Annotated in this window: 17 protein-coding genes; 6 read left to right on the top strand and 11 right to left on the bottom strand. The window is 31.3% G+C overall.

Annotated elements, in window-relative coordinates:
• Positions 1 to 150 precede the first annotated feature (150 nt).
• Positions 151 to 1,605: a TonB-dependent receptor gene (locus E9099_RS17865; RefSeq protein WP_136584868.1), complete on the bottom strand. Its 1,455-nt coding sequence runs from the start codon at positions 1,603 to 1,605 to the stop codon at positions 151 to 153.
• Between the two features lie 93 nt (positions 1,606 to 1,698).
• Between E9099_RS17865 and E9099_RS17860 the strand changes: the two genes are divergently transcribed.
• Both E9099_RS17860 and E9099_RS17855 read left to right on the top strand, forming a co-directional pair.
• Complete coding sequence (locus E9099_RS17860; RefSeq protein ID WP_136585210.1) at positions 1,699 to 2,460, top strand: MBL fold metallo-hydrolase; 762 nt, start codon at positions 1,699 to 1,701, stop codon at positions 2,458 to 2,460.
• 13 nt (positions 2,461 to 2,473) lie between these two features.
• Positions 2,474 to 2,971, top strand: a complete 498-nt coding sequence (locus E9099_RS17855; protein WP_136584867.1) for a hydrolase — start codon at positions 2,474 to 2,476, stop codon at positions 2,969 to 2,971.
• A 78-nt stretch (positions 2,972 to 3,049) separates the two neighbouring features.
• Here E9099_RS17855 and E9099_RS17850 read toward each other — a convergent pair whose 3' ends face one another.
• The 4 genes from E9099_RS17850 to E9099_RS17835 are packed head-to-tail and all read right to left on the bottom strand — an operon-like array spanning position 3,050 to position 7,260.
• Complete coding sequence (locus E9099_RS17850; protein ID WP_136584866.1) at positions 3,050 to 3,697, bottom strand: alpha/beta hydrolase; 648 nt, start codon at positions 3,695 to 3,697, stop codon at positions 3,050 to 3,052.
• A complete protein-coding gene (locus tag E9099_RS17845) occupies positions 3,697 to 4,080 on the bottom strand; it encodes a hypothetical protein (protein WP_136584865.1) in 384 nt (127 codons plus the stop codon). Before E9099_RS17845 ends, E9099_RS17850 begins: the two co-directional genes overlap by 1 nt.
• A 4-nt stretch (positions 4,081 to 4,084) precedes the next feature.
• Positions 4,085 to 5,335 carry a dihydroorotase gene (locus tag E9099_RS17840; protein WP_136584864.1) on the bottom strand — a complete coding sequence of 417 codons (1,251 nt, stop codon included), beginning with the start codon at positions 5,333 to 5,335 and terminating at the stop codon, positions 4,085 to 4,087.
• Complete coding sequence (locus E9099_RS17835; protein ID WP_136584863.1) at positions 5,332 to 7,260, bottom strand: vWA domain-containing protein; 1,929 nt, start codon at positions 7,258 to 7,260, stop codon at positions 5,332 to 5,334. The genes E9099_RS17840 and E9099_RS17835 overlap by 4 nt, the downstream gene beginning before the upstream one ends.
• Before the next feature lie 152 nt (positions 7,261 to 7,412).
• Here E9099_RS17835 and E9099_RS17830 point away from each other — a divergent pair, with 152 nt between their 5' ends.
• On the top strand, positions 7,413 to 9,302 hold the full coding sequence (locus E9099_RS17830; protein ID WP_136584862.1) for a peptidase M61: 1,890 nt from the start codon (positions 7,413 to 7,415) through the stop codon (positions 9,300 to 9,302).
• A 102-nt stretch (positions 9,303 to 9,404) separates the two neighbouring features.
• On the top strand, positions 9,405 to 9,728 hold the full coding sequence (locus E9099_RS17825) for a DUF6799 domain-containing protein (RefSeq protein ID WP_136584861.1): 324 nt from the start codon (positions 9,405 to 9,407) through the stop codon (positions 9,726 to 9,728).
• Positions 9,729 to 9,778: 50 nt separating this feature from the next.
• On the opposite strand, the gene E9099_RS17820 is transcribed toward E9099_RS17825, so the two are convergent.
• The 6 genes from E9099_RS17820 to E9099_RS17795 all read right to left on the bottom strand — a co-directional run bounded on the left by E9099_RS17820 (position 9,779) and on the right by E9099_RS17795 (position 16,144).
• A complete protein-coding gene (locus E9099_RS17820; RefSeq protein ID WP_136584860.1) occupies positions 9,779 to 10,975 on the bottom strand; it encodes a sensor histidine kinase in 1,197 nt (398 codons plus the stop codon).
• Positions 10,976 to 11,043: 68 nt separating this feature from the next.
• Complete coding sequence (locus E9099_RS17815) at positions 11,044 to 11,808, bottom strand: TIGR02757 family protein (RefSeq protein ID WP_136584859.1); 765 nt, start codon at positions 11,806 to 11,808, stop codon at positions 11,044 to 11,046.
• Positions 11,809 to 11,820: 12 nt separating this feature from the next.
• The gene (locus tag E9099_RS17810; RefSeq protein ID WP_136584858.1) at positions 11,821 to 12,393 is read right to left on the bottom strand and encodes a hypothetical protein; all 573 of its coding nucleotides are present in this window, start codon (positions 12,391 to 12,393) and stop codon (positions 11,821 to 11,823) included.
• Between the two features lie 63 nt (positions 12,394 to 12,456).
• Positions 12,457 to 13,002, bottom strand: coding sequence for a CPBP family intramembrane glutamic endopeptidase (locus E9099_RS17805; RefSeq protein ID WP_136584857.1), 546 nt, complete (start codon positions 13,000 to 13,002; stop codon positions 12,457 to 12,459).
• 3 nt (positions 13,003 to 13,005) lie between these two features.
• Complete coding sequence (locus E9099_RS17800) at positions 13,006 to 13,665, bottom strand: ABC transporter ATP-binding protein (protein ID WP_136584856.1); 660 nt, start codon at positions 13,663 to 13,665, stop codon at positions 13,006 to 13,008.
• Positions 13,666 to 13,717: 52 nt separating this feature from the next.
• Positions 13,718 to 16,144, bottom strand: coding sequence for a DUF5916 domain-containing protein (locus E9099_RS17795; protein ID WP_240788919.1), 2,427 nt, complete (start codon positions 16,142 to 16,144; stop codon positions 13,718 to 13,720).
• A 209-nt stretch (positions 16,145 to 16,353) separates the two neighbouring features.
• Between E9099_RS17795 and msrA the strand changes: the two genes are divergently transcribed.
• Positions 16,354 to 16,908 carry a peptide-methionine (S)-S-oxide reductase MsrA gene (msrA, locus tag E9099_RS17790; RefSeq protein WP_136584854.1) on the top strand — a complete coding sequence of 185 codons (555 nt, stop codon included), beginning with the start codon at positions 16,354 to 16,356 and terminating at the stop codon, positions 16,906 to 16,908.
• A 2-nt stretch (positions 16,909 to 16,910) separates the two neighbouring features.
• Positions 16,911 to 17,507 (top strand): GTP cyclohydrolase I FolE, encoded by a 597-nt coding sequence (gene folE, locus E9099_RS17785; protein WP_136584853.1) that lies wholly within the window; start codon positions 16,911 to 16,913, stop codon positions 17,505 to 17,507.
• The last annotated feature ends 47 nt before the right edge of the window (positions 17,508 to 17,554 follow it).

The following is a 17,554-nucleotide window of genomic DNA, read 5'->3' as shown; positions in this document are numbered from 1 at the left end:
GATTAGTTATAGATGTAGTATACAATGAAACATAAAGTAAACATCCTAGTCCCTAAAAAGAAACATTTACTACTACCATTCAAACAAATAAAAAAGCGACTTTAATTTTTAATTAAAGTCGCTTTTTTTATGTGATAGATTTTAATCTATTTAATTTTTGTTATGTATTTCTTCAGTTTCACAACCAAATAAACTTTGTTCTTTAATTAGTTTAGAAACCCCTTTAGGTAACATTTCTTGCCATCCATCTTCTCCGTTAGCAATCATTTTTAATACCATTCTAGAAAATACATTTAAAGTATTTGGGTCGTATTCTGTAATGTCAACAACTTTACCATTGTATTTAAAGAATTTGTATAATTCTTTCATTCTTGGATGTACTTTAAGATTGTCACTTGTTGTTAACGAACCATCTGTTTCCTTCATTGGATATAAGTATACACGTAAATCTTTAAAGAATAATTTACCAAAAGCTTCTAATATACCACCACTCAAGTGTCTATAATATTTCTCGTCAAAGATATCTACCAGGTTATTTACACCCATCGCTAATCCCATTCTACTCTTGGAGTATTGAGAGAAGTACTCAACCAACTTATAATATTCCTGAAAGTTAGATATCAATACAGTATGTCCTAAAGAGCATAATAATCTAGCACGATCCATAAAATCCTGCTCGTCTATTTCTCCTTCTGCTCTTAAATTAGATAGCGTAATCTCAAATATGACTTGTGTATTATCTTCGTCGACTTTATTTTCTTTAATAAACATGTCCAAGGATTTCTCATACATGTCAATATTAACTTTAGTTACAGGTCTAAAACTTCCACGTAACGCTAGGATATTCTTTTTATATAATACTCTAGCTGGTAAAACATTATTTCCGTCAGGAGCAAACATAATAGCATCAGTCATTCCGTTTTTAACCAATTGTAAACTCATTAATCGGTTATCTACATCTTTAAAAACAGGACCAGAAAAGTTTATCGTATCAATTTCTATTTGATCTTTATCCAAATGATCATATAAATAACGTAATAATTTTTTTGGTTCATGATACTTGTAAAAGGCACCATAAATAAGGTTTGTACCTAAAATACCAAGTGTTTCTTGTTGTAATCTGGCATCGTTTTCTTTAAAACGAAGGTGCAATACAATCTCATTATATTCATCTTCTTCGGGATCTATCTGATATTTAATACCAACCCATCCATGTCCTTTATATTTTTTAGCAAAATCTATTGTAGCAACAGTATTTGCAAAACTAAAAAACATTTTGTGTGGATTTTTTTTACGATCAATACGTTCTTCAATAAGCTTTATCTCATGAGATACCATTTTACGTAAACGCTCTTCCGTAACATAACGTCTGTCGCTTTCAATACCATAAATGGCATCACTAAAATCTTTGTCATACGCAGACATTGCTTTTGCAATAGTACCAGAAGCACCTCCAGCTCTAAAAAATTGACGCACAGTTTCTTGTCCAGCTCCAATTTCAGCAAACGTACCATAAATATTTTCATTTAAGTTAATACGTAATGCCTTGTCTTTTAGAGAGGGAATATTTTCAAACTCTTTATCTCCTTTTAGCCTTATTTCCATATAAAAATCCCAATAATGTTAAGTTTTACAAAGGTATCAAATAACTATATCAAATAAAATAAATAACTTATTTTTGTGAGAAATCTTCAACAATTGAAAATTACATTTTTAGGTACAGGTACATCTCAAGGTATTCCAATAATCGGAAGTACACATCCGGTGTGTTTAAGTGCTAATCCTAAAGATAAACGTTTACGTGTGTCCATAATGGTTGAGTGGGATGATAAGACCTTTGTAGTAGATTGTGGCCCTGATTTTAGACAACAAATGTTGTTGGCTAATCCAGCCAAAATTGATGCACTTTTATTCACGCATGAGCATGCCGATCATACTGCTGGTTTAGATGATATTAGACCATTTTGTTTTAAACAAGGCGAATTACCTATCTACGCACATCAACGTGTTATAGAACAGCTTAAAATAAGATTTGATTATGTTTTTGCTACCGAAAATAGATATCCAGGCGCTCCAACGGTATCTGTAAATGAAATTACAAATGAAACTTTTACTATAGAAGAAAAATCAATTGTGCCTATTAACGCTTTACATTATAAGTTACAAGTGTTTGGTTTTAGATTTGATAATTTTGCTTATTTGACGGATGTTAAAACGATTACTCAAACAGAATTGGATAAATTAAAAAACTTAGATGTTTTAGTGATTAACGCGTTGAGAATAAAAGAACATATCTCGCATTTAAACCTAGAGCAAGCTTTAGAGATTATCGCAATGCTTAAGCCTAAACGTGCTTATTTAACACATATTAGTCATTTATTAGGGTTTCATGAAGAGATTCAACAAAACTTACCAGAAAATGTTTTTCTGGCTTACGACCAATTAAAAATAACTATTTAAAAGTCCCATAAAAATGAAGAACAAAATCTTTATGTATCTGTTTATTTTTGCTGCATTAATTGTGGTGTTTCAATATGTTAATTCTAAAAAAATATTGGATGCTAGTGCTAAGCGTTTGGATACAATAAAAATCCAAAACAATAAATTTAGAGATTCTTTGGCAATACAAAAAGAAGAACTTTCCGATTTATCGTTGTTTGATTTTAGATACAATCAAGAAGCGCAAGATTACTTTTATGCAAAAAAGATAGATACGGACTCATTAATACCTTTTGTAAAAAATGAGTTGTATAAATTAAATGAAACAGAAGGAGAACATCCGCTAATTCCGTATGCCGCTTCTGAAGGAAAAAAAATGCAGTTTAATACTATCAAAATGCTAAACCACAAATGGATTATAGCAGATTTTTCTGATGGACAATATTGGGGAGAACTACTAATTAAGTATTTTATGGTTGGATCAGATAAAGTCGAGTTTGAAGTGCTAGATTACATGTTGTATACTAGATAAATATAAATACTAACACTATTTAAGTAAAAAGCCTAATTAAATATTTGATTTAATTAGGCTTTTTGTATTTATTTAACTCTAAATCAACTCCTCCAACCAGTTTTTAAACTCATAAAAATTTTGTGGCGCAACACCATGACCAACAGGGAATTCGCTAAATTGATGTTTAATATTTAATGTCGATAAAAACTTAGGTGCTTGTCTTGCCCAATCCACTGGGATGACTTGGTCTACACTTCCGTGAGAACAGTAAAAGTTTAAATGCTTGTACGCATTGGTGTCCTTGACTTCAAATAAATCTTCGTTTACATAACCGCTTAAAGCTATTATATTGTTGATTTTTTCTGGGTAGGTTAGTGCAACTGCATAACTTAATATACAACCTTGGCTAAACCCTAAAAGTGAAACACTATCCTTATTTACCGGATAATTAGCTATGACTTGATCTATAAATGTTGCAATTAAATCTCTAGATTGTATCGCTTGTTCGTTATCGCTCCATTTGCCTTGATCGGCATCAAAGTTAATCGCATACCATGCATTACCATGTGGTTGCATTGGATAGGGCGCTCTAACAGAAATTATAAATAGTTCTTCTGTTAATTCTGAAGCAAAGCTAAATAGGTCATTCTCGTCACTGCCATACCCATGAAAGAGTATAAGTAAAGGTGCGTTTTCTTTTAAAGACGATGGTCTTGTGATGTGATGTAAGTTAAAATTTTCCATTAGTTACCTAGTCCTTTAAATAGTTTTTGAAATAGTGGTCCAATAATAGGAGCTATGTTTTTTTTTCCAGTTGCGGCTCCTATTATTCCATATAAAAATAAAATTCCAAAAAATATCCAAAACGGAAAGTAAACCATATCACTTTGAAAAAATGAAATTTCAGTTACAACAACTTCCGGATCAACATGACCACCACCTGCTATAAAAAAGAAATAACCAATGAGCATATAACTTAAACAAAGACCTAGTCCTTGTCTGCAATGAAAAGCAACAAAATTGTTTTTTTTGTTTTGATTCATAATTATTGAAATAATTGAGCCTATTATGGTTAAATAAGCAACCACGCTATATATTCTTCCTTCTTCTGTTTCTTTATTCTCCATTATATTATAATACTATTTTATTATTTGCAATTATCCCGTATGCTTTTCCTTTTAACGCTTGGCCTAAAAAAGCACTATTCTTAGATTTTGAAACGATATCAGATTCCGCGAAAGCGTATGTAATAGTTGGATTAAATAACGTAATATTTGCTATTTCTCCTTCGTTTATACTACTTGTTTCTTGACCAAATCTAGCTTTTCCTTTGGTTAATAGTTGGATGGTTTTTTTTGTAGAAAACACTGTGTTTAAAGCCCCGAAAGCACTTTCTAGACCAATAGTTCCAAAAGCAGCATGATCAAACTCAACTTTTTTATCTTCAATGGTAACGGGGTTATGATCACTTGTAACCATATCTATAGTACCGTCTTTTAACCCTTCGATTAAAGCATCGACATCTTTTTGTATTCTAAGTGGAGGATTGACTTTGTAAATGGTGTCAAATTCGACTAAAACGTCATCTGTTAAACATAGATTATGAATAGCAACACTACACGTTACATCTAGATTTTTTAGTTTGGCGTCTCTAATAAGGGCAACACTTTCTGCGGTAGAAATGGTGGGGATATGTAGTTTCCCTCCAGTATATTCTAATAAAAATAAATCTCTAGTCACTTGTAAAGCTTCTGCTAAATTAGGACTTCCTTTTAAACCTAAAGATGTACTTGTAAATTCTTCGTTTACTATTCCTTTTCCAGATATTTTAGTTTCTAAAGGAAAGGAACACACTAAGCCATCAAAATTAATAGCATATTGTAATGCTATTTTTAATAGGTTAGGATTATTGATTGGTTTTTTATAATCAGAAAAAGCAACTGCTCCAGCATTTTTCATATCAAAAAGCTCTGCTAAATCAATGCTTTCGCTATTTTTTGTTAGCGCACCAATTGGTAATAATTGTACGGCGTGATTTTGTGCTTTTGATAGCACAAAAGTAATAATTGCATTGGTGTCTATTATTGGATAGGTATTGGCTTGTAAAACAATACTTGTAAAACCAGATTTTGCAGCTGTTTTTAGTCCGTTTTCTATGGTGTCACGATCTTCAAATCCTGGTTCTCCAAAACAAACACTACTGTCAAACCAACCTTGTGACAGGTGTAAGTTATCTAAGGTAATTGTTTTATAGTTATTAGTATTGGCAATGCTTTTAGCAATTTTACTAATCTTTCCTTTTTCAATTAAGACATCACAAATGTCATTGTGAAATTTACTTGAAGGGTCTACGATTGTAGCTGTTTTTATTAAGACGTTCATTTAAAGTATTTTAAGATGACCATTTCTATAATTAATAATACGAATCCCAAAATTACAAACCATTTCCATAATTCGTTGACTTTGGTGTCGTTATTTATATTTTCAAAAACAGTGGTAATGGCATTACTTACTGTTCCGTTTTTAAAATCATCTAAGTTAATGTAACTTAAATTACTTTCTGTTCTGTTGTAATTATAGCTAATGTTTTGGATGATTTCTGTATTGTTTTTTAAATCGTAAATGCCTGATTTTTCAGGTAGGTCATTTGTTTTAATGACGACCTTATTATTAAAATAATTTTGTTCTGGTATTATTTTATCGTCGGCATTGACTAGGGTTAATATCGCATCTTGTTGCAAATTAACAGCTACATCATAACTGTTGTTTTGACCGATTGTATAATATAGTGTAGACGCATTTAAACTCTGCTTTGCAATGTTATAAAACGTAGGAACAATTAAATTAATGTTTTTAAAATTAGAATTAGCTTTGTTTATTGGCGCAGAAAATACGTAAACAGATTTATTTTGTGATAAAAAAGGTTTTGCATCCTCAAACTTTAGGACACTTGATGTTTTTGTATTATTCTGTGGATAATAGCTGTTTACTTTTGGATACTGAAAATTATCTACACGCTTTTCAAAGACACCATTAGCATATAAAGGGTGCGAATAGTTTATGGTTGTTATACGTTTTTCAACTGTGTTTAGAGACGTAAATGGAGTAAATCCAAAACGTTGTAAAAAGATATTGTAATCCGTTAGATTTCCTTTTAGAGATGGAATAAAAACAACAGAACCACCTTTATCCGTAAAGGCTTTTAAAGCAGTTGTTAAGTTTTCAGGTAAAGTTTCAGTTTCATTAATAATCACTAAATTTTGATTGTCAAATAAACTGTAATCTAAAGTGTTGGTGGTTTTTGAAGTAAAAGTGAATTCGTCTTCCGTAAAGATTCGACTTAAATAGTCATCACTGGTATCATTAATCGCTAAGACATTGATTTTTGATGGTGAATTTATATTAAAATATAGCGTGTTGTCAAATTGTAATTGAGTGTCTTCTATAGTAATTTTTCCTTTAATAATTTGATTGGTAGGTATTGTAAATACAGCAGAAGCTTTACCGTTTATATCCACAGAGGCTTTAGATAATAACTGATCATTATTAAATAGCGAGATCGGTAAGTTTGTAACTTTTGTACCATTGTTTTTTAGAATAACAGTTAATTCTAAATTACTAGGATCTTGTTTTGAAACAAATAGACTGTCAATAGTTATATTAGTAGTGTTTACCGGTTTTAGCTTTACTAAATTTAGTGTTATGCTAGCGTCTTTTTTTATGTCGAATTCTGTTTTGTTTTGTTGAAAATCCGATATAAATATTAAGTTTTTAATGGTGTTACTATTACTGGAAAACCCTTTTTTAGATTTTAATAAAGCCGCCTCATAACTTAATTGATTAGAGGAGTAGTTTAGTTGTAATAATTCATTTCTAATGGCTTTTATAGTGGTGTTCCTATAACTATCAGTATTGGTAATTAAGGACAGTTTTTCAGTTTCCGGAATAGTTTCAATTAAATCTTGAACTGCACGTTTTAATAATTCGCCTTTTTCACCTTTGGCTTGCATACTAAACGAGTTGTCTAAATAGATAACAGTTTCTTTTTTTGTATTAAAAGTATTGGTTTTTGAAATATAAGGTTGCGCAAAAGCAATTATTAAAGCAGCTAAAAGTAAAAGTCTGGTTAAAAGTATTACCCATTTTTTTATGGTAGCACTTTTACGAGTTTGTAACTGTACTTTTTTTAGAAACTCTACATTGGTGAAATACACCTTTTGAAACTTTCTAAGCTGAAATAAGTGAACAATAATAGGGATAAGCAGTAAGAAAAGCGCGTAAAGAAGTTCTGGGTTTTTAAACTGCATTAATTTTAAAGTTTGTCAAAGATAATAATTGCATTTTAATTGTACCTATTCCCAAAATAACATTTTAACAAAAACTTAATGTATTTGTTATGTAACAAATTTTACATTTGAGCGTCTTTTAAGCAAGACCATTAACAATCAAAACATTTAAAATGAAAAAACTTTTAGTAACGACTATCGCAACAGGACTTTTATTAGTCGGTTGTAATAGTACAAAAACAACTGATAAATTAGCGTCTCAAACACCTATAGCGACAGCAATTGATTTGTCTAAAGTCGTAAACGATAAAGCACCTGTAACGATTAACCCTGGACGTTTTACAGAACAAACGGTAACGTATAGACTGCCAAGAGTTGTACAAGGAACGTATTCGGTAAGTGATTTTGGTAAATATATTGACGATTTCAAAGCGGTAGATTATAAAGGTAATGAATTGCCAACAACAAAAGTTGATACAAATACGTGGACTATTGCTAATGCAACACAGTTAGACTATATTACATATAATGCTAATGATACTTTTGATCAAGAAGTATCAGGAGGAATAGGAGGAGAGGCACCATTTTCTCCAGCAGGAACAAATATAGAACCTAATAATTACGTCTTAAACTTACACGGTTTTATTGGATATTTTGATAATTTAAAGGATAGCCAATATAGTTTAGATGTTACCGCACCTGCAGACTTTAAACGTACCTCTGCATTACAAGAAACAGGAAAAACCGTTAGTAATGATGGTCAATTGGCAACGTCTAGTTATTTTGCACCGCGTTACTTTGATATTACTGATAATCCAATGTTTTATGGTGATTTAGATGTTGAAGAATTTCAAGTTGGAGATATCAAAATTGTATTAAGTGTATACTCTCCAAACAAAGTACATACAGCAGCAAGTATTAAAGCTGTTATGGAAAAAATGATGCTTGCTCAAAAAGCATATTTAGGAGATGTAAATAGTACACCTCGTTATGATATTTATTTATATTTATCTGAAGAAAAACCAGACTCTCCTAAAGGATTTGGAGCTTTAGAACACCATACCTCTACAGTAGTCGTTTTAGCAGAAAGCTCACCTTTTGAGGCATTAGCCGAAAGCATGGTTGATGTTGTTTCTCATGAGTTTTTTCATATTGTAACACCTTTAAGTGTACACTCGGAAGATGTGCATTATTTTGATTATAATCAACCAACATTTTCTAAGCATCTATGGATGTATGAAGGTGTAACAGAATATTTTGCGACATTATTTCAAGTGGATCAAGATTTAATTGATAATGAAGAATTTTATGGTGATATTTTAAGTAAAATACAGACTTCAGCCAATATGGATGATAGTATGAGTTTTACAGTAATGAGTGAAAATGTATTAGACCAACCGTATGCACCTCAGTATTATAATGTATACATGAAAGGGGCTTTAATTGGTATGTGTATTGATATTTTGATGCGTGAAGAGAGTAATGGAGATAGAGGTATTTTATCTTTAATGAAAGAATTGTCTAATAAATATGGTAAAAACAAACCTTTTGAAGATGATAAGTTAATTGAAGAAATTACAGCAATGACGTACCCAAGTGTTGGAGCGTTTTTAAATACGCATGTTGTTGGTGGTACACCTATAGATTATTCCGTTTATTTTGAAAAAGTAGGATTATCTTTAGATAAAGGGCGTGTTAAAACTAATTATATACAAAATGATGGTGTTTTAATTTTCTCTCCTAATAAAGAAACGATGACGATTCCTTTTAGCGAAGCAGTGAGTAATAATAGTTTTTGGGCCGATAATGGGGTGTTACCAGGAGATGTTATTAAAACGGTTAATGGTAAAGAATTAAATATGGGAACAGCTCAAACTGTGATTACAGGGATGTATATGTGGCAACCAGGAACAGATATTAATGTGGTTATTGATAGAGCAGGAGAAGAGATTGTTATTAAAACAAAAACAACTCAATCTTATACTATGGGAATTAAATTAGCAGAAAATCCAAAAGCTACTGCTGCGCAAAAGGCAACAAGAAAGGCTTGGCTTAAAGGTTAATTAAGTATAAAAAGTTGGGCATAAAAGTTGAAAGACTTAACTTGTATGATGATTTATAAGATTTTATAAAATTATTCGGGTACTAAACTTAAAATATATAAAATGAAAAAAATAATTCTTATTGTATTGACGTTATTCTTAGGTGTACATTCGTTACAAGCACAAGATGCTAAACCAATTGAAGACACTAATTATGTGATCCTTTTAGATAGTAAAGTCTTTCATTATACTACAGAGGGTGTCGTACAATTACAAGAGGATGTAACATTAAATAATGGTACAGTTGTTAAAACAGATGGAACTTATATCACTGATAAAAAAACGCTTAAACTTGAAGATGGCGAGTGTTTAGGGATGAGTGGAACTTTTTATAAAGACCAGGAAACTTTAACAAAAAAGTTGATTAAACTAATGAGTAAATCATAGTTAAAAGCTAATATTATAAGAAAAGCCTAATCGTATGATTAGGCTTTTTTTTATTTTTCGATTGTAAACTTAAAGGTACTTCCTTCTCCTAATTTAGATTGAAGCGTTACTAAACCACCAAGTTTTTTAACTAAGTTTTGTACTGTAAACAACCCAATTCCGGTACCTTTTTTTCCTAAGGAATCTGTTTGATCATTGGTGTTAAATAACTTAAATACGTCGTTTGATTGATTATCAGGTATGCCATTTCCATTATCTAAAACAGAAAATATATAGAAATTTTTATCTTCACTAACGTTTATTGTTACTTCGGGAGCAGGTTTATTATTATATTTTAAAGCATTATCGACTAAATTTATCAGTATTTGGGTGACTGCAGCTTTATTTATAAAAACCTGGTCACCGCTACTGTTTATTTTAAATTGGTTATCATCTAACATGTGCATGCGTTGTACACTGCCTAATAACTGATTGATACTTACTAACTCTTTATCCGCAATAAGTAATTCATTAGTTTTATAGTGCATTAGTATGCCGTCAATGTAGTCTTTTAAAGATTCAGCAGATTCTTCAATATAGTTGATAAATTCAACAGACTCTTCAGTAAAAGTATTGCCTTCTTCTTCTTTTAGAAAATTGGTTAACGAAATGATATTGGCTAATGGTGATTTTAAGTCGTGTGAGACATGACTTGCAAATTTATTGAGCTCACTATTTCTATCTGTTAATTCTTGTTTTGTTTCGTCTAGAAGTCTGTTATTTAGTCTTAATTCGAACAAATTCATAACCTGTTTAGAAATTGTAATTAAAGCCTTTTTTTGTAAACTAGTCAACTGTCTTGGCTTATGATCATAGACGCAAAGGGTGCCTATTACTAATCCATTTTGATCCCTTAGCGGTACCCCTGCATAAAAAATAGCTTTTAAATTCGTTACTAATGGATTGTCTTTAAATCGAACATCTTTTCTAGAATCTTCAACAATAAAAATGTCATCCTCGTGTAAAATAGCATGTCCACAAAAGGACATATCTCTTGGTGATTCTTGTATCTCTAAACCATGATGCGATTTAAAAAAATTGCGATCGGCATCTAAAACTGTAATTAATGAGATTGGAACATCACAAATAGTTGCTACCAAACTAGTAATGTTGTCAAAATCACTTTCTGGAAGTGTATCTATTAGTCTGTATTTTTGGACTGAAGATACACGTTCAAGCTCATTTATAGGAAAACCAGGTTTAATCATTTTACGGATGAAATATTATTTATTATGCTATTATTTACGAAAATACTACTAATTTGGTTTTTAAAACGTTAAAATTTTTCAAAAACACCTAAACCAAATAAAGCAAAATCATATTTTACTGGGTCATTTTTATCTAATTGTCTTAAAGCAGTATCTAATTCGGCTAAAGCTTTACCGTCATTTTGTTTACGTTTTAAAAGCCCTAATTTTCTTGCAACGTTCCCCGAGTGTACATCCAAAGGACATGATAATTGTACAGGAGATAAGCTGCTCCAAATCCCTAAGTCCACATTAGTGGTGTTTGGTCTAATCATCCAGCGTAGAAACATATTGATACGCTTAGCAGCACTATTTTTAAGAGGATCACTAATATGCTTTTGTGTGCGTTGTAAATGGTCTATTTCGAAAAAAGTTTGTTTAAAATGATGTATTGACAATTGTAAGCTATCTTTTTCAGCATGTTTGGCAAATACAGCTTCCAAACCTTTGTGATTGGTGTAAATGTGTTGTAAACCTTTAATAAATGTTATAAAGTCAAGACCATTAAAAGTGCGATGTACAAAAGGTTCTAATTTTTCTAAATCAGATTCTTCATGGTTCATTATAAAATCAAATGGGGATTGTTCTAATAATACCATCATTTTATGACAATTGGTAATGATACTTTTTCTGTTTCCCCAAGATATAGTAGCACTTAAAAACCCTGCAATTTCAATATCTTCTTTTTTACTGAATAAATGAGGAATCTGGATGGGGTCACTAGTGATAAAATCGGGCTTATTATACTGTTCTACTTTATTGTCAAGGAAATCTTTGAGGTCTTTTTTATTCATTTATGATAGTACTTATTCTATAATATACGTATTAGAAGTCACTTTAAATGTATTTTCATTAGAATTTTTAATTGTAATGGTTAGCTTAAACGCTTTTGGGGGTACAATTGTATCGTTAAAAAATAATGTTATTAAGTCTGGAGATTGTTGGAAGGAGGTAGCCATAGTGTTTGTAGGATTATAAAATTCGTAAATTTCAAAACTATTGTCGCGATCGTAATAAGAAAATCTCATAATCTCATTAAGGCTTTCTCCTGCTACAATACCATTAATATCTACGTCTGCAGTAATATTTAAGTTGGTAAACTCATGTTCATAAACATAAACATTATCAGGGCAAGTGGTTGCTAGAGCAGTGTTGAAATTGAAGTTATAGGTATTTACTGAAGTAATAACTTGATAGTCGTAAATAAAATTTATGTATAGTAATAAGTCTTCTGAAGTTGTGGTTATGATAGCATCAGTTTCATCATATATAACCAGAGATTGTAGGTGTACACTATAAGTTTTTTCTTTACAACAAGAAAATAAAATCAATTGAAGCCCAAGAAAAAATAAGAGGGCATAGGCCGTTTTTTTTAGCATTACTTTTTTTGTAGATGCACAAAATCTGTTTTGGTTGCGTTAAAAAACAGGCTTTAGTTTTTTTTAGCTCATTAATAAGACAGAAGGAATAACGATAACGCCGTTATAACAAGCATGCAATAACATGGAGTACACTAAGCCTAAACGCACACGGATGTAACCAAAAACGATTCCTACAACTATTTGAGGGGCGACTAATAGTGGTGATAATAATACTATTTTTGGGGTAATCTCAAAATTAAAAATATGGACATAACCAAAAAGTAACGTAAAGAAGTAAAAGGCTATTTTAAAATATTTTTTATTGAATAGCGTTATTGGTCCTCTAAAAATTAGTTCTTCAATTATTGGGGCAACGATTACTGCAGTAAATATGATGTAAATTGCAGGTTTTTCTTCAAAAAGCTTATTCATAGCATGCGTATCAGAACTATAAACACCTGCAGCTTCAATTATAGCAATTAAAACACCAAAACCCAGTCCAATTAATAAACAAAGCGGCACACATTGTAAAACAATACCAAACTTTTGTTCAAAGCTGGTGTGCTTTAAATGTTTTGGACGTGGATTTTTAATATAAGCAAAAATAGATTCAAATAATTTGGTCATATATTAAATAATATTTCCGTCCACCATCGTTAATTTTCTATCTGCTAGATTGGCTAATTCTTCGTTATGAGTTACAATAACAAAGGTTTGTCCAAATTGGTCTCTTAATTTAAAAAATAGGTTGTGTAAGTTTTCTGCGCTTTCGCTATCTAAATTCCCTGAAGGTTCATCAGCAAAGATTAATTCAGGATTATTTACTAAAGCTCTAGCCACTGCTACACGTTGTTGTTCTCCACCAGATAACTCACTTGGTTTATGATTGTACCTATGAGACAATCCTAAAAAGTCTAATAATTCTTTCGCTCTTTTTTCAGCGTCAGCTTTATTGGTTCCTTTTATATAGGCGGGAATACAGACGTTTTCCAAAGCTGTAAACTCTGGTAATAGTTGATGAAACTGGAATATAAATCCAATATGTTGGTTTCTGAATTGTGCTAATTGTTTTTCGGTTAAACGGGTAATATCTTTTCCGTTAATTTCAAGGCGACTCTCTTTTTTATTTTCAATAAAATCTAAAGTTCCTAAAATTTGTAGTAAAGTGGTTTTTCCTGCTCCAGAAGCACCAACAATAGATACGATTTCTCCTTTTTTGATGTGGACATTTACACCTTTTAATACGTGTAAATCGTCATAATACTTATGTATATTTTTTGCTTTAATCATAGTGAATTATAAAGTACGGAAAATTACTACTTAATATAGTATTAGACAACAATTAACTTGTTTTGCTTTTCTTTTTTAACACGTTTTTTAAATCGCTGTAATCAATAAAGTAAACTAATTTTAGCGAAAATGTATTGCGTTGTTTTTGTTTAAATAAATCGTCGGTACTGTCAAAAAAGCTAGCTTCCGAGTTGTTAGATAAATTAAAAATTTGATTTCTGTATAATGCAGTCAGTTGACTTCCAGGAGCAAATTGCCAGGTGTAGCTTAAATCTAAGTTCCAGGTATTAAAATTAATGTCTGGATCAAAATCAGGGTCACTACTAATCGTGTTTTTAGTATAGATATCAGATTCTATTAATGTTCCATTGTTTTGTAATACATACAGGTTGTTGTCATAAGTAACTGTGCTCAAATAGTTTCTAAAACTTAATGTTAATGCATTAAAAGAATTAAAATTATAACTACCAGAAATACTTGCTGTCATATCTATACGATCGCGTTGCCCAAACAAAATCCTGTCGTCAATCTCTTGACCATTGACATAACCTCGGTCTGCGGTGTAATTGTCATAATCATAACCCAATACCATTAAAAATTTGTCATTAAATTTAAATCTTGGATTTAATCCAAACCAAACATTATTAAAATTTTTACGTGTTTCATTAAATAAACGGCCATATCCTAAGTTAGCATCAATCGCAAAAAACAAGTTGTAATTACTAGAAATCCACATGTTGGTTTGTGCATAATTTTCGGTAAGAAAGTAACTATCAAATCCATTTCTAGGCTCAAAATAATCATATTGTTTACCAATATTCCAATTGGAGTTAATTCCTAAATTATGAAGTGTTTTGGTTTGTCCATTAAATTCAATACCAGTATTTGCTCCCGTAAAAGTATTCGGATTAGCTAGTTGTTCGTAGTTTAGCCAAGCACCCAGATAGGTGTTGTTAAAGTTTTTACTAGGCTCAAAAGTACGGTAACTAATATCTGCGCCATAGTTACTATAATTATTTCTGAATAGGATTCCTAAATCGTTAATGTCATAATTCTCGTCAGCATAGCTATAATCTATGCTATATCTTAGTTTTCCACTATTTTTACCCATAGCAAATTGTGCATTATAACCATTGTCTTTATCAGGAACGTCATTAAACGTGCTCATTTTAACTTCGGCTACAGCCCCATAAGTATTGTTTTTATTGACTAAATCTAAAAGCAACCCAGTAACGTTGGCATCTCTAAAATCGCCATCTCTTGTTACATTTGTATTAATTAATGTTACAGAAGAATTTTTATTAAATTGTTGGTCTAAAACCATGATGTTATAATTAGCAAGAGGTTCTACCACTTGACTCCGTTTACCTCCAGTTTCTGCATCTGTAATAGATACTTCTGTTTTTTCTGTAATGGCATTAAAAAAACCAATTCCTAATCCGTTTTTTGTTCGTCCTGATACTTTTACAGCATTTAATAACTGTACTTTTTCTGGATATTCTTGGATAGTCTCGTTGTCATTTAGGTTTAATCGTCCAGAGGGACTATTTCCAACACGTCGAGAATAAAATAAATTTCCTTTGCTAAATAGATCTACACCTTCTGTAAAAAATTGACGTTGTTCGGAAAACTGTTGTTCAAAAGGGCCTAAATTTAATTGCACATCGTCAAAGCCTGCTTGACTAAAATCAGGAATTAAAGTAGCATCTAATGTTAGGTTTTCTGTAATACCATATTTAATATCTAACCCTGCCGCAAAATCAGAATCTGTCTCACCATCATAAGTACTAACTAATCCAGAAGCATAAGGAAAAAAGCTTAATCGGGTAGGAGGTGTGATGTTTGTAATGCCTTTTAATTCTGCATTATAAAGACCAACATTTCCTTTAGTGACATCAATAGCGTTCCACGTCGTTTGTTCACGTGTTTTTCTGTAATGTCTATGAAACTGGATTCCCCAAGTTGGATCTTCCTGTTGTGTAAAACGTAAGGCTCTGTAAGGTATTTTGATTTCTACAATCCAACCATCCTCAACTATTTTTGTGCTACTTTCCCATACAGCATTCCATCCAAAGTCTTCTCCATAATTAGGACTTTCTACAGCATCTGCTTGTGTACCTGAACTAAATACGAAGAACTCGGTATTATTTTGTGCATCATTATTTGGATTAAATATTAAACCAAAAAAATCGGATTGGCCAAAGTTATCACGTTGTGTAAATTGGCGCATAATATCTTCCGGCTTGTCATAACAATAGGCCGCAACGTAAATACCAGAATCGTCGTAAGTCATTCTAACTTTAGTCTTTTTATCTGCTGTAGCTGTATCGCCCACATCTGGTTTAAATTCTGTAAAATCTGTGGCTATTTGCGCATCAGTCCAAGCTTTATCGTCTAAAATACCATCAATTTTTGGTGGGTAATCAGTCCGTTTTATTTGATACGATTTTTTGTCTTGTGCTATTGATTGATATGACATTATTATTGCGAAAAGGAACAGTAAGTAAGGTTTCATTTAATTTTTGGTTGATGATTACTGTAGTAAAGACTTTATTTTTTTTGCTTTGTTACAGTATTAGGCTACAAAACTAAATTTGGTGGTAAATTATACTCATAATTAAACGTTAAAATTAATTTTGTTTATACTGTGATAAATGTAAGCTATGCGGAAATAGTTATTTTTATAAAATGAAAGAAGAAAATTTACAAATAGCTACTTTTGCAGGCGGTTGTTTCTGGTGTACAGAAGCCGTTTTTTTAAGAATAGAAGGTGTGGAAAAGGTAGTTTCTGGATATACAGGCGGTACTATTAAAAATCCTGCATATAGAGAAATTACTACGGGTAGAACGGGACATGCGGAAGGTATTCAGATGTTTTATGATGAAAATAAAGTAAGGTATACAGAGTTGCTAGAACTTTTTTTTGCAACACACGACCCTACAACTTTAAACAGACAAGGTCATGATGTAGGAACACAATATAGATCTGCTATTTTTTATAATTCTGAAATCCAAAAAGAAATGGCGGAAGATTTTATTAACTTATTAGAAAAAGAAGCTGTTTTTAATAGTCCAATTGTTACCGAAGTTACAGCATTGGGGCCATTTTATATTGCGGAGGATGCACATCAAACGTATTACGACAGAAACAAAGAAGCATCGTATTGCCAGTTTGTAATTGATCCAAAAATTGATAAGATTAAAAAATATTATAGTAATAAATTAAAAGAAAAACACGTTTAAAGATGCCATATAAACAATTTGAAGAGTATAGTATTAAAGTTACTGATGATGTCAAAGAACGTTATAAAAATATTATTGAAGATTTAGGTGAGGATACCAATCGAGAAGGTTTGATAAAAACACCAGAACGTGCAGCAAAGGCCATGCAGTTTTTAACGCAAGGTTACGATCAAGATGCGGCTGAAATATTAAAAGGGGCCATGTTCAAGGAAGAATATAACGATATGGTTATTGTAAAAGATATCGAATTTTACTCACTTTGCGAGCATCATATTTTACCATTTTTTGGAAAAGCACATATTGCATATATTCCAAATGGTCATATTGTAGGATTAAGTAAATTACCACGAATTGTGGATGTTTTTTCTAGACGTTTGCAAGTACAAGAACGTTTAACGCATCAAATATTAGATTGTATTAATGATACTCTAAAACCCGAAGGTGTAGCGGTAGTTATTGAAGCGAGTCATATGTGTATGCAAATGAGAGGCGTGCAAAAACAAAATAGCGTTACAACAACTTCAGGGTTTAGAGGGGCTTTTGAAAATATCGAAACACGCACAGAATTTTTGAATTTAATAAGCTCTAAATTGAGTTAATATTTTTGGAATACTATTTGCTTTGTATATCATGCAATTACAAATTA

The sequence above is a fragment of the Psychroserpens sp. NJDZ02 genome (assembly GCF_004843725.1).
In the GTDB taxonomy this organism is placed as follows: Bacteria; Bacteroidota; Bacteroidia; order Flavobacteriales; family Flavobacteriaceae; genus Olleya.
This window is presented reverse-complemented; position numbering and strand designations above follow the sequence as displayed.